General features: G+C 36.9%; 15 protein-coding genes. 9 read left to right on the top strand and 6 right to left on the bottom strand.

Features of this window, described 5'->3' with window-relative positions; translation table 11 throughout:
* Positions 1–23: 23 nt before the first annotated feature.
* Positions 24–1268 carry a ferredoxin reductase family protein gene (locus tag ACIQXI_RS08265; RefSeq protein WP_402923362.1) on the bottom strand — a complete coding sequence of 415 codons (1245 nt, stop codon included), beginning with the start codon at positions 1266–1268 and terminating at the stop codon, positions 24–26.
* A 200-nt stretch (positions 1269–1468) separates the two neighbouring features.
* On the opposite strand from ACIQXI_RS08265, the gene ACIQXI_RS08260 reads away from it, so the two are divergent.
* Positions 1469–1957 carry a metal-dependent hydrolase gene (locus ACIQXI_RS08260; RefSeq protein WP_402923360.1) on the top strand — a complete coding sequence of 163 codons (489 nt, stop codon included), beginning with the start codon at positions 1469–1471 and terminating at the stop codon, positions 1955–1957.
* Positions 1958–2054: 97 nt separating this feature from the next.
* Here the strand turns inward: ACIQXI_RS08260 and ACIQXI_RS08255 are convergent, their stop codons facing one another.
* The gene (locus ACIQXI_RS08255) at positions 2055–2876 is read right to left on the bottom strand and encodes a squalene/phytoene synthase family protein (RefSeq protein WP_402923358.1); all 822 of its coding nucleotides are present in this window, start codon (positions 2874–2876) and stop codon (positions 2055–2057) included.
* Between the two features lie 265 nt (positions 2877–3141).
* On the opposite strand from ACIQXI_RS08255, the gene ACIQXI_RS08250 reads away from it, so the two are divergent.
* Positions 3142–3876 carry an SDR family NAD(P)-dependent oxidoreductase gene (locus ACIQXI_RS08250; RefSeq protein ID WP_402923356.1) on the top strand — a complete coding sequence of 245 codons (735 nt, stop codon included), beginning with the start codon at positions 3142–3144 and terminating at the stop codon, positions 3874–3876.
* 434 nt (positions 3877–4310) lie between these two features.
* A complete protein-coding gene (gene coaW, locus ACIQXI_RS08245; protein WP_402923354.1) occupies positions 4311–5147 on the top strand; it encodes a type II pantothenate kinase in 837 nt (278 codons plus the stop codon).
* Between the two features lie 138 nt (positions 5148–5285).
* Here coaW and ACIQXI_RS08240 read toward each other — a convergent pair whose 3' ends face one another.
* On the bottom strand, positions 5286–6122 hold the full coding sequence (locus ACIQXI_RS08240; RefSeq protein WP_402923352.1) for a helix-turn-helix transcriptional regulator: 837 nt from the start codon (positions 6120–6122) through the stop codon (positions 5286–5288).
* Positions 6123–6329: 207 nt separating this feature from the next.
* Here ACIQXI_RS08240 and ACIQXI_RS08235 point away from each other — a divergent pair, with 207 nt between their 5' ends.
* From ACIQXI_RS08235 to ACIQXI_RS08220, 4 genes are all read left to right on the top strand, one after another.
* Positions 6330–7499: an MFS transporter gene (locus ACIQXI_RS08235; protein ID WP_402923351.1), complete on the top strand. Its 1170-nt coding sequence runs from the start codon at positions 6330–6332 to the stop codon at positions 7497–7499.
* Positions 7500–7681: 182 nt separating this feature from the next.
* Complete coding sequence (locus ACIQXI_RS08230; RefSeq protein ID WP_172771013.1) at positions 7682–7906, top strand: hypothetical protein; 225 nt, start codon at positions 7682–7684, stop codon at positions 7904–7906.
* A gap of 18 nt (positions 7907–7924) precedes the next feature.
* On the top strand, positions 7925–8065 hold the full coding sequence (locus tag ACIQXI_RS08225) for a hypothetical protein (protein WP_172771014.1): 141 nt from the start codon (positions 7925–7927) through the stop codon (positions 8063–8065).
* A 159-nt stretch (positions 8066–8224) separates the two neighbouring features.
* Positions 8225–8548: a DUF3889 domain-containing protein gene (locus tag ACIQXI_RS08220; protein WP_402923349.1), complete on the top strand. Its 324-nt coding sequence runs from the start codon at positions 8225–8227 to the stop codon at positions 8546–8548.
* Between the two features lie 28 nt (positions 8549–8576).
* On the opposite strand, the gene ACIQXI_RS08215 is transcribed toward ACIQXI_RS08220, so the two are convergent.
* The gene (locus ACIQXI_RS08215; protein ID WP_402923347.1) at positions 8577–9131 is read right to left on the bottom strand and encodes a DJ-1/PfpI family protein; all 555 of its coding nucleotides are present in this window, start codon (positions 9129–9131) and stop codon (positions 8577–8579) included.
* A 241-nt stretch (positions 9132–9372) separates the two neighbouring features.
* Between ACIQXI_RS08215 and ACIQXI_RS08210 the strand changes: the two genes are divergently transcribed.
* Together ACIQXI_RS08210 and ACIQXI_RS08205 are read left to right on the top strand one after the other, a co-directional pair.
* Positions 9373–9771 (top strand): MarR family winged helix-turn-helix transcriptional regulator, encoded by a 399-nt coding sequence (locus tag ACIQXI_RS08210; protein WP_402923345.1) that lies wholly within the window; start codon positions 9373–9375, stop codon positions 9769–9771.
* A gap of 5 nt (positions 9772–9776) precedes the next feature.
* The gene (locus ACIQXI_RS08205; RefSeq protein WP_402923343.1) at positions 9777–10967 is read left to right on the top strand and encodes an MFS transporter; all 1191 of its coding nucleotides are present in this window, start codon (positions 9777–9779) and stop codon (positions 10965–10967) included.
* A gap of 280 nt (positions 10968–11247) precedes the next feature.
* On the opposite strand, the gene ACIQXI_RS08200 is transcribed toward ACIQXI_RS08205, so the two are convergent.
* Positions 11248–11874: a C40 family peptidase gene (locus tag ACIQXI_RS08200; protein ID WP_402923341.1), complete on the bottom strand. Its 627-nt coding sequence runs from the start codon at positions 11872–11874 to the stop codon at positions 11248–11250.
* A gap of 194 nt (positions 11875–12068) precedes the next feature.
* Positions 12069–13277 carry an NO-inducible flavohemoprotein gene (hmpA, locus tag ACIQXI_RS08195; protein WP_402923339.1) on the bottom strand — a complete coding sequence of 403 codons (1209 nt, stop codon included), beginning with the start codon at positions 13275–13277 and terminating at the stop codon, positions 12069–12071.
* Positions 13278–13423 lie beyond the last annotated feature (146 nt).

Below are 13423 nucleotides of genomic sequence, written 5' to 3'. Positions count from 1 at the left end.
CCTCTTTCTATTTTTAAGTGACATTATTTAAATTTAAAACTTTCAAAGTTGATATCGACTTCATTGGATAGGGATTTAAAATGCTTGGTCAAATGTTTCACCATTTTTGCTGGGCCACATAAAAAGATGCTTGACTGAACAGGCACTGTAAAATGCAGAGAGTCCAGTCTGTCCATAGTCGTCGTATCAATAAAATGGACCTTGAAATGCTTGTTGTTATCCGCGTAATTTTGTAAAAAATCTTTATACAACGCATCGTTTTGACCGCGGAACGAATAAAATAATTCAACATCTTGATTGATAGGGCGTGATTGTAAATATGAGTAAAAGGGTGTAATGCCAACACCACCAGCTACCCATATTTGCTGTTGATGACCTTTGTCAAAGTTTAAATGACCGTAGGGGCCTTCGATAGCAACTTGTGTATCCAATTGTATATCTGTGTTGACCTTTGTTGTAAAATCACCAAGTGCCTTAATTGTTACAAAGATGGTTTTTCCATCTCCTCCTGAAATGGAAAAAGGATGTGGTGCTTTTTCTAACCCTGTTTGAAATATTTTTAAAAAGATATATTGTCCTTCACGATAGGATAATTTTTGATTTAATGTTATGGCTAATTCAACAGCGTTTGGTCCTACTTTTCGTATGCCAGTAACTGTACCTCTATGTTTAAATCGCATGTCTTGATACATGGTTAGCATGTACAAGGCGGACATCGTTCCTACAATAGCAGTGATGACGGTGAAAATACCGAGTGGTGTCGCTTGAAATAAATCATATTTACTTGAAAAGTAGGCATGGTAAAGGCCTAGCGCGTAGGGGATAAGCAATAATCGGTGAATAAAGCGCCAATGCTCATATTTTAAAAATTTGGCAAATAGGGCAATAACAATTAGTCCGATAAAGCCATATTGCGCAAGTTCTCCAAGTTCTTTTGCTAAGTCGCTGAGCGGGGTGTCCAGTGCTTTTTCACCATGTGGAATCATATCTTGTAATTGACTGTGTAAAATAACGAACCCTAATGATAGAATTGCTAAAAATTTGTGATACGTATAAACATGTTCTAAACCATGAAACCATCGTTCAAGAATTTTACTTCTTGTTGCGAGTAAAAATACAAGAAAAAATCCTGTAATGGCTAATCCCCCCACAATATGGCTTAGCATATCTATCGGATGTATCGTTTCAATGGGAGTAGCAAAAGCCCATAGCAATGTACTTGCGACCAGCGTGATGACAATAAATAATATACCTTTATATGTTTTCATATGTACCTCCTGTTCTCATTTTTCTCGCTAGCCATACGAGCTATACATAAGGAAAGTAAATAATTTCAAAATTTTCACTTTGTTAGTATTATAAGACTATACGAAAAAATAAAACGTATGTTTGGAATGTATGTTCTCTTTTGGAGAGAAATATGGTACAGTGAGAAAGTGAATTTTTAATACATAGAGAGGGAGTAATTATGCAAGGGAATACACACATCGTTGGAGGCATCACAGCAAGCCTTGCCATTGCTCAAATTTCTAATGATAATCCATTAGTATTGGTGGGAGCGGGAGTGATCGGTGCGTTACTTCCGGATATTTGTCACGGAGGAAGTAAAATCGGGCGGACATTTCCCATTATTTCTAAGATGGTAAACAGACTATTTGGACATCGTTCCTTTACACATAGTTTACTGTTTTTGTTTCTTGTAGCAGCATTGTTACATGCATTCATGCCATATGAGTCGGTCATTGTGGGACTTTTAGTAGGAATAACGAGTCACATTCTACTGGATATGGGGACAAAACAAGGCGTAAAGCTATTTTTTCCAATCAACATGTCGGTTCGCTTTCCGTTAACGACAAAAACAGGTGGAAAAGTAGAAAAAGTTGTTTTCACATTATTAACCATACTAACTTTATATTTTAGCTATGAGCTCATTAGTCAATACGTACATGTCATTTAAAAAAAGCCGCTGTGGCGAGATATCTCTCAACACAGCGGCTTTTGAATTTTTATAAATTGTAGTGAATAGTTAGAATTGTTTGGGTGTCAGGCACTTATTAGTCTGCTTGTACTTCTTCGACTGTTTGCTCCACTTCAGCACGTGTCATTTTTTCACGACCTTCTTGCATCGCTTTCAATGTTTTATGTGCTAAAGCAAGTGGAAGTCGGCAGAATAATAGTATAGTGCGTTTATTGATTGACTTCATGTAAAGATCGGCTTTCGCTAAGTTTTCCTCGGCATAGGCAAATAAGTCTTCACGTGTCCAACCGTCCGGTACAAAGCTTACGCCACGCTCTTCTAAATCCTCATGTTGATTACGTAAAATATTGACTGCTTGCAGTCCTCGACCATAGCCAATTGCTAGATCGCGATCTGTTTGAACGCCTGCACCCCATGCCCATAACTCAGATAGCATCGTTCCCACGAGGCCAGCCACGTAGTATGTATAGTCGTCCAAATCTTCTTTTGTATGCACTTGCCAGTTTGCTTTCGCCCATTTTGCCATACCATAAGCCATTTCACTTGTAGATGCTTGGACAATAGTTCGAGAGCCATCTGGACAAAATGTTAACCAGTCGGCTAAGCGAAGCGTAACTTCAGGTAATTGCTCGGCGTAAGGAGCTAATAAAGAACTATAAGCTACTGCATCAAAGTCTTTCTTTAACAATTCACTTGTAGCTGAAAGTAAATCAAACTTCTCATCATTCGAAAGCTCTTCATGGTCTTCAATTTCATCAATTGCTCGCATGGCTAAGTATGCAGCAGCAACTGACATTTTTAAGTCATTTTTTAAAAAAGTAATCGGTATATAAAACGTGCGACTCGTCTCTTTTAAAACTTGCATCGCTTCTTTATAAAGTGTTTTTTGATCTTTCAATTGTATTCCTCCGTTCAAATAGTCAAGCCACTATGTATATCGTATCGCAAAATTGAGGAAAGTTAAAACAGATTGTTCAAATTTCGTACATATTCTTTGAAAACGCTTCACAAATATGATAAAGTTTATGAGTAAACTATTTAAACATATACAGTTTAAGGTAAAACTGTATGCGTTTTAAAAAGCAAGCCGACTGATAGTATGAAAATTACATAACAAGGCTTGATTCGCTTAGGCGAAATAGAACAGAGAGGAAGTTTTAAACATGGGTCGTTTAGACAACAAAATCGCAATTATCACAGGTGGCGCATCAGGAATGGGCGCTTCTATGGCAGAACTATTCACTAAAGAAGGCGCAATCGTAATTGCTGCTGATATCAATGAAGAAAATTTAGCTAAAATTTCTGAATTAGAAAACGTAGAAGGCATGAAATTAGATGTTTCTTCTGATGAAAACTGGGCTGAATTTACAAAAGCTGTTGTTGAAAAATACGGTCGTATCGATATTTTAATCAACAATGCTGGTATTTCTTCACAAAAATCTCCACAAGATATTACAGACCAAGATTGGGCTATTATGCACAAAATTAACTCTTTCGGTCCTTTCTTAGGCATTAAACATGTTTCTAAATACATGAAAGAAGCTGGAAAAGGCTCTATCGTTAATACATCATCATACACTGCTATTATCGGTTCTGGCTTTAACTCTTATTCTGCTTCAAAAGGTTCTTTACGCGCAATCGCTCGTGCTGCTGCAGCAGAATTAGGTCGTTCTAACATTCGTGTAAACACAGTATTCCCAGGTGTAATTGAAACACCAATGACTGCTAATATCGGTCAATTCAAAGAAGCGATGGATATGTTAGTGCGTGCTACTCCAATGGGTCGTCTTGGACAACCAGAAGAAGTTGCTAACGCTATTTTATTCTTAGCATCTGATGAAGCTTCTTACATCACAGGTGGCGAACTAGTAATTGATGGCGGATACTCTGCACAATAATTACACTAGCTTTTAGATTGTTATAAATTTTACAAAAAGAGTCTACTGTTTTGACAGAGGCTCTTTTTTTACATATTATGGTATGATATATTGGTTTTATCTTTTAAATATCCTATTTTTCATGTTTTTTTGCATGAAAGTTTGCCAAGTTATTGCACAATCATTTCAACAGCGGTAAAGTTTAGGGAGGGCGAATATTCAATTGCGCCTCGGCGAAAATGATTGCTGACGTTTCGCTTTCGCGCAAAACCAGTGCGTCAGGATTTTGAATTGTGCATACACAATAACTCCTTTCGAAATCCGCGACATCGCCGGAGGCATGAACTTACATCAGTGGCAATAAAACGTGCACTGATTAAAAAGAGTAAACTAGTATTCATCTAACCGTCTATTTAGGCAGAAATTTCTGCTGAATAAAGTTAAAGGAGAATGGTATGCCAAAGGCTATAGGTATTGATGCAGGAGGCACATTGACGAAGGTTGCTTACTTAGATGAGCGCAATGAACTTGTGCTAACAACTTTTCCGTCAAATGATTTGCAGACTGTAATGGAGTGGATTAAAAATAATCCAGATATTGAGGATATTGGTGTTACGGGGGGACGTACAGAACAATTACTTGATGTGATAAAAACAATGAAATCGATTCATTATATAGTAGAGTTTGAAGCTACCTTGAAGGGTGTTCGTTTTTTATTAAACAAAGAGGGATATTTCTTTGAGCGTAGTATGATTACCAATATTGGTACAGGAACTTCCATTCATTATATGGAAGGAAATAGCCATATTCGTGTTGGCGGGACAGGCGTTGGCGGTGGTACGTTAATAGGATTGTCAGCGCTTACAACAGGGATTACGGATTACAATGAAATTCGAGAGATGGCTACAAGAGGTAATCGAGAGGGTGTTGATTTACTTGTTAAAGATATTTATCAAGGAATGGATACACCGATTGATGGGCATTTGACTGCCAGTAATTTTGGTAATGTCGGCATTACGGAGGAAGTCAAGCATCCACCAGCGGATATCCTGGCTACTGTCCAAGGACTAGTAGGAGAGGTAATTACCACATTAAGTATACAATATGCTGAGGAAAAAAATGCGCAACATATCGTATACATTGGCTCGACCCTAAGTCATAATGAACATCTTACAAATGTCATAGCCAATTATACGCGCACGAAAAAACATACACCTGTATTTATTAATGATCATGGTTTTTCAGGTGCAGTTGGGGCATTACTTAATATAACTGAATATACAATTGTCTAGATGATATTAATCTTGAAAGGGCATTACATACTATTTTTCACGAGTATGTGATGCCCTTTTCTATTCCCTAACTTTGTTAGCAATTCTATTTAGATTTGTACTTTTAAATTTTTTTGCAGCTCTAGCAAACCTCCTTTCTCAAGTTTCCTTGGATGGGGTCAGCAATCTTTGTAACTTTTTAAATGTTTCTTCCGTTTTAGCCAAATGGACAGTAACTAATAAATCAGGTGCGTCACTCACATGAAAAGAAATATGATCTAATATCATTTTTCCAACTTTAGGATGGTGGAGGACCTTGTTCCCTTCAGGAGCCCCCATAATCTCATACTGTGGCCACCATTCTTTAAATTTGTCACTCTTTTTTGAGAGATTTTCAATCATTTCATTCCACCAAGGATCATCAATATATTTACCGTGAGAATCTCGGAATTGTGCCAATCTTCTTTGTGCATGTTCTTCCCAACGGTCTAACAGATTCATCATATAAGTTGATGTGAAAGTACGCCAGACAGAATTGCGTTCTAAATCTGACATTTTATTGTAATCTCCAAATACTTCACATGCAGCTTGATTCCAAGCAACAAAGTCCCATCTTGAATTTGTCACATAAGCTGGGCAGGGATTTTGATGGTCAAGAAAATATTGCAATGATGAACTTATTTGAATTTTGTTTTCATTATTTTCAATTGGAATCGCTTGTTCTGCTAATAAAAACAAATGTCTTTTTTCACTACCAGTCAATTGCAAAACTCTCGCAATTTCTTCTAAAACTTGAGTGGATACATGAATGTTTCGACCTTGCTCAAGCCAAGTGTACCAATCTACGCTTATTCCTGCTAATTGTGCTACTTCTTCCCGTCTTAAACCAGCAGTACGCCTTCTACCTCCTGAAGGTAATCCTACCATTTCAGGATTGATTCTTGCTCTCCTTGTTTTTAAAAATTCTCCTAACTGTTTGTTGCGTGTTGTTACCATACCTCAAAACATCCTCCGTTTTATATTTCCATCTAGTTTTTATTTCGTAGTTATAGTAGGAGTGCCAATCCTATGATGCATTATTCTCTAGCTGCGCTAGTGTCTTCCGTATATATTAAAAAGGTCGCTTCGGAGTAAGTATATACTAACTGCTTCAGGAAGTATAAAAGAGGCTTTTGACTAAAAATAATATGAGAGAGGTTATTAATGATGAAACGAATGTTGTGGATAATATTTATGATGGCAATTGGGACTACATTTCCTACGCCACTCTTTCCTATATATCAGGACAAATTTCACTTAAGTAATTTGGAAATTACTTTGCTGTTTGCCGTTTATGCTATTTTTCTTTTACCATCATTATTAGCGGCGGGGCAACTCGGAACTAGGTATGGAATAAAGAAAATAACAATGGTTGGTATTTTTACTTCAATTATGTCAGTCATCTTATTTATTATAGGCACATCTGCTTGGCAGCTTTACCTGTCAAGAATATTAGAAGGTATTGGTTTTGGTCTTTTTATGGGTACAGCGACTACTTTATTACTTAAGAAAAGTCCAAAAGGAATGACTGCTAAAGCATTAACTTTATCTAGTATGGGCATCATGGTGGGGTTTGGCGTAGGACCTGCTGTAAGTGGTTTGATTATTCAATATATCCAAGTCCAACAACTGCGGTTCCCATTTGGTGTTCTTTTTGTCTTGCTAATAAGTGCAGCTATTTCGCTTGTAACAATTACTGACAAACATACATTGAAAAATAAAAAACAACCGATGCGAATAAAAATAGCGGTCCCGCAACATATTCGTGCTAATTTTTGGTCCTTTATTGGATTAACTGGGTTTACTGTTTTTACACTTAATGGAATTGTTATATCGATAATTCCCACATATGTGAAAACCGTGCTTCACACGTCTAATCTTGCCATTTCGGGCTTATTAATTTTACTACTTCTTGGTGGAGGTGGTTTAGCGCAACGAATATCCTGGCCATATCAACCAGTCAGTCGGATAAGAATTGGAATAAGCCTGCAATTGATTGGTGCATGGTTAATGGTTATAGCTGGAATATCATCTAATATTATAATTATTTGGATGGGCATCCTTATTCAAGCGATTGGTGGGGGATGGTCATTCCAAGCAAGTCTACAGTTGGCTGGAATTGCGCCAAAACCTGAAGAGCGTTCGAGTGTCATTTCGGCGTATTATTTTGCTTCTTACTCAGGATTTATAATCCCAATTGTCGGGGTTGGACTGTTAAATTTGTTTTTTGACTTGTCTCAATCGCTAACGATTTTAAATGCAACAGCAACAATAATTGTAATTATGTTAGTAGTGCTATCGTTTAAACCTAGTATATTAAAACTTGGCAATTGAAACACAAAATATTAAAAAGAGCAAACTTACGTAGTGTTTTATTAGATATTTTTTAGGGTAAGTGCTTCAGAGCAAAGTCTGGAGCGTTTTTATTGACATCTATAAATGTACTGTCATTGCAGTTTTCTCCAAAGCATAAAACCTTCTCGGCTGTGCACATTACAAGTAGGAGGTGAATAGCTATGGGCAATCGAAATAATAAAAACAGTAAGAAAACAATGAATGCCAGAACACATAATCCTTTTGGAACTTATAAAAGTAAAGACCTTGATGACAGTAATAGTAATAACAATAACCCAAACGATAATTTAAACGAAGAATTCAGTGCTGAATTTGATGCCAAAGCGAAAAATAAAAACAATAAAACCAATCACGATAAAAATCAACAATCAAATAAAAAGAGCTAAGATTGGAGGGAGTTAGCAATGGCAAAGAAAAGCAAAACAAGCTTTAAAAAGAAAAAGAAAGAAGATACACATAAAAGAAATGATCGAGAAGAGTATTCAGCTGAATTTAATAAAGTAATTCATAATAACCCTCAACAGCCGACAACAAAAAGACATTAAAATATGGAATGCTCCAAAGATAACATCTGGAGCATTTATTTTTTGTATTTGCAAAGAAGTTATACTGTTCAATACATATTTAAAGTTTTTCCATACAGTAGAGAACCATAATGATTTTTTGTCTGTTGCACATTCTATAACAAGAAAGGAGTTTAAAACATGCGAAAAATGCTTATAGCTCTTGGGATATTAATGTCTTCCTACGCAGCGATACCCCAAATTCCAGAGACCTATGCTGAAGTACCGCCTGCTTATGCTAAGTGGGGGAAGCTAGCGATTGAAAAGATTCAATCATCCTATCCTAATTCGAAAATTATTGATTATTTGCATGAGGGCAGTGAATTGGGTGAAGGGGCGACTATCGAAAAATTTAAGCTGTGGTTAAAAGAGGGAGACAAAGAATTCGGTGTTTACATCAGAATAAAGTATAACACTGAAACACAACAAGTAGTGGATATTGAAATGCAAGAAACCGCAAAATAAAGGATGCCGATTCGGCATCCTTTCCTCATTAACCCTCTAGAATTGCAATAAATTCACGCATTAAAGCAGGTAAATCAGGCCAAGCATGACCGCTAACAAGATTACCATCTGTGTGAAGATTGGCCTCGATATACGTTCCGCCTGCGACTTGGACTTCTGGTTTGCAGGCGATATAGGCAGTCAGTTCACGCCCTTTTAATACTTCTGGAATGGTCGCGAAAATTTGTGCCGCATGGCAAACCGCAGCAATCGGTTTATTTGCTTCAAAAAAATGGCTTACAAGCGCAGGGACATACTCATTTAAGCGAATGTATTCAGGTGCTCGTCCACCAGGAATAATTAAACCATCAAACTGGGTAGGATCAATATCAGCAAAGGCTACCGTAGCGTCTAAGCCATATGCTGGGCGCTCGATATACGTATCAACCCCATCAACAAAATCGTGACAAACCGTTTGCAATTTTTTTACTGACGGCGCAGCAATGGATACATCATAGCCTGCTTCTAAACAGCGATAATAAGGATAGTAAATTTCTAATGCCTCGACAGCGTCGCCCGCAATAATTAGAATGTTTTTCCCCATGTTCCCATCTCCCTTTTTTTAGTCTAGTAGCTGTATTCGACATTTACTATAAAATCCCTGCTATTGGAGATTATACAGCGGGTAACGTCAGTAGAGAGAATGGAAACGCGACTTCCTCCATAGTAATCACCTCTAAATCAATATAAAACCACCTTTTTTTTTAAAACATCCTACTTTACAACATAATAAATGAGGCGTATAGTATTTATTTAGCTAGGTAAATAATTAGGAGTGTGATGATATGAATCCCGTTTTCCATGCTTTGTTTCAAAAAAGTCGCTATTTAACTAATTGTTTAAATGAAGTATTGAAACAACATCAATTATATAGTTCGCAATGGACGATTTTATATTGCCTACATACGCACGGTTCCATGACATTAACACAAATTTGGAAGTATTTGAATGTCGAAGCGCCAAGTGTAACGAGAGCTATTTCGCGGCTTGAAACTTTAGGCTGGGTAGAAAGAATTGATGGAGAAGACAAACGAGAAAAAATTGTGACTTTATCAGCAATGGCTAAGGAAAGATTGCCAATTATTACTGAAACCATCTTAGAGTTTGAGGAGGAAATGGTTGGCTCACTTACTGTTGAGGAACAGTCGCAATTTATAAATCTATTGCAAAAAATGAAAGGTTGATTGACATGCAACAAGAAGGCAACACACAAATATGGACAAAGCGGTTCATTAGTTTATTTTTAACAAATATATCTGTATTTTTTGTTTTTTATGGTTTGGTAACGACATTGCCACTATATGCAATTGGCGAACTTCACCAAACAGATAAGGAAGCAGGTTTACTATTATCTGGCTTTTTATTATCAGCTATTATTGTACGTCCATTCTCTGGTAAATTATTAGATGTATTCGGCAAGAAAAAACTTTTAGTCATCGCGATTGTAGGTTATTTCATTTGTACAATTTTCTATCTATTTATACATCCATTTGGTCTTTTATTAGGCTTGCGATTTGTACAAGGGATATTCTTTAGTATTATTACAACAGCAGCCGGTTCGTTAGCGGCAGATATTGTACCTGCTAGCCGCAAGGGAGCAGGGTTAGGTTATTTTACAATGTCCACAAATTTAGCCGTTGTCATTGGACCATTTATTGGTTTACTTCTTATTCAATATAGTAGTTTTAATGTTTTATTTATTGTGATGAGTATTTGTGTTTTAGCAGGTGGTATTCTTGCGGTAACCGTGAATACAGATGATATACCGAAGCCGGAACATCAAGGGAAATTAACATTTAAGTTAAATGATTTATTTGAACGTAAAGCATTGCCAGTAGCGGCTATAGCCAGCTTGGTGGCATTTTCTTATGCAAGTGTATTATCTTTCTTGTCCGTCTATGCACAGCAGAAGCATCTAATGGCAGTCGCAAGTCTTTTTTATGCAGTGTTCGCAGCAGCTATGCTTATTACCCGTCCTTATACAGGAAAGCTTTATGATACGAAAGGACCGCAATTTGTTATTATCCCCGGTATTATTTCTTTCGCAATTGGATTAATCCTCCTTGCTAATGTTTCAGGACCTACGTTATTTTTAACTTCAGCAATTTTTGTTGGTTTTGGCTACGGAGCTGTTACAACGAGCCTGCAAGCGCTAGCCGTCCAATCAACTGCACATACACGCAGCGGCTACGCAACTGCAACCTACTTTACCATGTTCGATCTTGGCATTGCCCTTGGATCATATATTTTAGGTATGGTGGCAGTTCAAGTAGGGTATGCATCCGTATATTTAACAGGAGCTGGTGTATTAGGCGTTGTCTTTATCATTTATTTATTACGCTTGGCAATAATAAAATCGAAAAAGGTAGCACATATTTAAGAAGCAAAATCGCGGATAAACCTGTGTAAATCGCAGGTAACACGAGAGAAATCGCCCTCAACTAATGTAAGGGCGATTTCTTTTCATATAAAATAAGGCAATGCGCTATTATTGTGCACAAATTCAGCAACTAATTATAAAATAATTGCGACTAGAAAAGGAGTAAAACACGAAACAGCGAAAATGCTGTCTCTTTTTCAATTAGCCTTAGCAACAATCAATACGAACAAAGCCTATAATGAAGAAAAACAGTTAGGACATGCCTAACTGTTTTTCTTCATTATAAACGACCGTAACCTACAAAGTATTTCTTCCAGTAGGTGCTGTTAATGTTAGCGATACTAACACCGCCGTCACTTGCGTTGATCATTTGGTTATTGCCGATGTAAATACCTGCATGCGAAATACCTGGTTTATAAGTATTCGCGAAAAATACTAAATCACCTACTTGTGGTGAACTTACCTTTTTCGCTGCGTAGTAAAAGCCTGCTGCAGATTTACGGCTCGTTGGAATACCAGCATTGTTAAATACATACGTGATATAGCCCGAGCAATCAAAGCCTGTGCTCGGTTTACTGCCACCGAATGTATATTTTACACCTAATTGCTGTTTCGCAACTTGAATCAGGTTTGCTGGTGTTTTAGCAGGGGTGCTAGGAGCCTTATTGGCTGTGCTATTTAGTGTTAATTTTTGTCCTACTCGAATGTTCGATGAAGTTAGGTTGTTCCATCTCATCAATGTTTGATAAGTAATGCCATTTTGACTGGCAATTTTCCATAAGGAATCACCAGATTTAACTGTATATGTTGCAGCTGATGCTGTGTCGATTGTTGAAAAAAGTACAGAAGAGCCTAAAGCTAATACTGCTAATTTCATCCCCCACTTATTTTTTTTAATTTTTTTCATAATATGTATCCTCCTAAAAACATTAAAACGTATTACTTGGTACAATAATGATATTAACACGCTAATATTACAGTTCGATGTCAACAAAATAACATTAAGGATACAATTGATATTATATTGAAATGATAAATGGGTAAAGTAAGACTTAAGTATTAAAAAACTAGCCATGCACATCGCAGGGCTAGTTCTTTTTTTTATTTTGTATTTAATTGGAGGGCAGGACCGAAGAATTCATAATGAATTTGACTATCAGCGATATTGCATTCATGTAAAGCGTTAATCGCTGCTTCCATAAATGGTGTTGGTCCACAAATGTATACTTGTGTATCTTTTGTTAAAAGTGGGCGTAGGATGTTTGCGTTAATGTACTCATTTTTATCAGAATATAACACTTTATGATGTGCATTGCTGTCTTTTTTGAAGACACTGAATAGCTTGCTTAAACCAGTTGGGCCGTTTAAAGCGTTCATTTTATTTTGAATATCTTCATGGAAAGCCAGTACATTTTCATTACGTGCACATTGAATAAATGTCACGTTTTCTTTGTTTTGGATTGTTTGTAACATCGCATTTAACGGTGTTACACCAATACCACCGCTGATGAAAAGAACCGGTGCATTTGTTGGCTCATATGTGAAGACACCCGCTGGCGCACTTACATCAAGCGTTGTACCAAGTGCAGCTTCGTGTAAGAAGTTTGAAACTTTCCCTTTAGGGTTATGCGCGCTTTCACGTTTTACTGAAATACGGAATTCTTGTTCATTGCTTGGCTGTGATAATGTATATTGACGATTTAATAAGTACTCTTCACCTGGAGCAGTTACACGAATTGAGACATATTGTCCTGGTTTGTAAGCTGGAACTTTTGAGCCGTCTGTTGGCTGTAAATAGAATGAAGTTACATCATCACTTTCTTTTACAGTGCGAGCAATTTTAAATTGTTTAAATGCACGCCAGCCATTGTTTTGTTCAGCTGCTTGATATAAATCTTCTTCTACTGAAATAAAGATATCTGCAATAACGCCATAAGCTTTACCCCATGCTTCAATAATTTCATCAGTTGCTGCATCACCTAGAACTTCTTTGATGGCTGCTAGCAGGTATTGTCCTACAATTGGGTAATGCTCAGGTAACACGCCAAGACTCACGTGTTTATGTGCAATTTGTACAACGACTGGTACGATTGGTTCTAAATTATCGATATGCTGAGCTGCCGCATAAACTGTATTGGCTAAAGCACCTTGTTGGCGACCTTGTGTTTGGTTAGTGTGATTAAAAATATTTAATAATGATGGATTATCCTTGAATAAGTTGTGATAGAAAGTTTTTGTGATGGCTACGCCGTGCACCTCTAATACTGGTACTGTTGATTTAATAACGTTAATTGTGTGTTGATCTAACATGTTGAACACGTCCTTTCGTGCATTTACTATATGCCTAAAAAACGTTTAAAGCAATATATAAAATACATCTTTAACAAAATGGACACAAACATGTATCTATAATACTTCTTTTGTTTGAAATCGTGGATTCGCTATTGATATATTAT

The sequence above is a fragment of the Lysinibacillus sp. NPDC097195 genome (genome assembly GCF_044762075.1).
Taxonomy (GTDB): domain Bacteria; phylum Bacillota; class Bacilli; order Bacillales_A; family Planococcaceae; genus Lysinibacillus.
The sequence above is the reverse complement of the archived record's forward strand: the minus strand, read 5'-3'. Positions and strand labels throughout refer to the sequence as shown.

Excerpts from the sequence above, each read along its gene's own strand:
- hmpA (WP_402923339.1), bottom strand. The coding sequence starts at position 13,277 with ATGTTAGATCAACACACAATTAACGTTATTAAATCAACAGTACCAGTA.
- ACIQXI_RS08210 (WP_402923345.1), top strand. The coding sequence starts at position 9,373 with ATGAATCCCGTTTTCCATGCTTTGTTTCAAAAAAGTCGCTATTTAACT.
- ACIQXI_RS08220 (WP_402923349.1), top strand. The coding sequence starts at position 8,225 with ATGCGAAAAATGCTTATAGCTCTTGGGATATTAATGTCTTCCTACGCA.
- coaW (WP_402923354.1), top strand. The coding sequence starts at position 4,311 with ATGCCAAAGGCTATAGGTATTGATGCAGGAGGCACATTGACGAAGGTT.
- ACIQXI_RS08200 (WP_402923341.1), bottom strand. The coding sequence starts at position 11,874 with ATGAAAAAAATTAAAAAAAATAAGTGGGGGATGAAATTAGCAGTATTA.
- ACIQXI_RS08250 (WP_402923356.1), top strand. The coding sequence starts at position 3,142 with ATGGGTCGTTTAGACAACAAAATCGCAATTATCACAGGTGGCGCATCA.
- ACIQXI_RS08265 (WP_402923362.1), bottom strand. The coding sequence starts at position 1,268 with ATGAAAACATATAAAGGTATATTATTTATTGTCATCACGCTGGTCGCA.
- ACIQXI_RS08240 (WP_402923352.1), bottom strand. The coding sequence starts at position 6,122 with ATGGTAACAACACGCAACAAACAGTTAGGAGAATTTTTAAAAACAAGG.
- ACIQXI_RS08215 (WP_402923347.1), bottom strand. The coding sequence starts at position 9,131 with ATGGGGAAAAACATTCTAATTATTGCGGGCGACGCTGTCGAGGCATTA.
- ACIQXI_RS08205 (WP_402923343.1), top strand. The coding sequence starts at position 9,777 with ATGCAACAAGAAGGCAACACACAAATATGGACAAAGCGGTTCATTAGT.
- ACIQXI_RS08260 (WP_402923360.1), top strand. The coding sequence starts at position 1,469 with ATGCAAGGGAATACACACATCGTTGGAGGCATCACAGCAAGCCTTGCC.
- ACIQXI_RS08225 (WP_172771014.1), top strand. The coding sequence starts at position 7,925 with ATGGCAAAGAAAAGCAAAACAAGCTTTAAAAAGAAAAAGAAAGAAGAT.
- ACIQXI_RS08230 (WP_172771013.1), top strand. The coding sequence starts at position 7,682 with ATGGGCAATCGAAATAATAAAAACAGTAAGAAAACAATGAATGCCAGA.
- ACIQXI_RS08235 (WP_402923351.1), top strand. The coding sequence starts at position 6,330 with ATGATGAAACGAATGTTGTGGATAATATTTATGATGGCAATTGGGACT.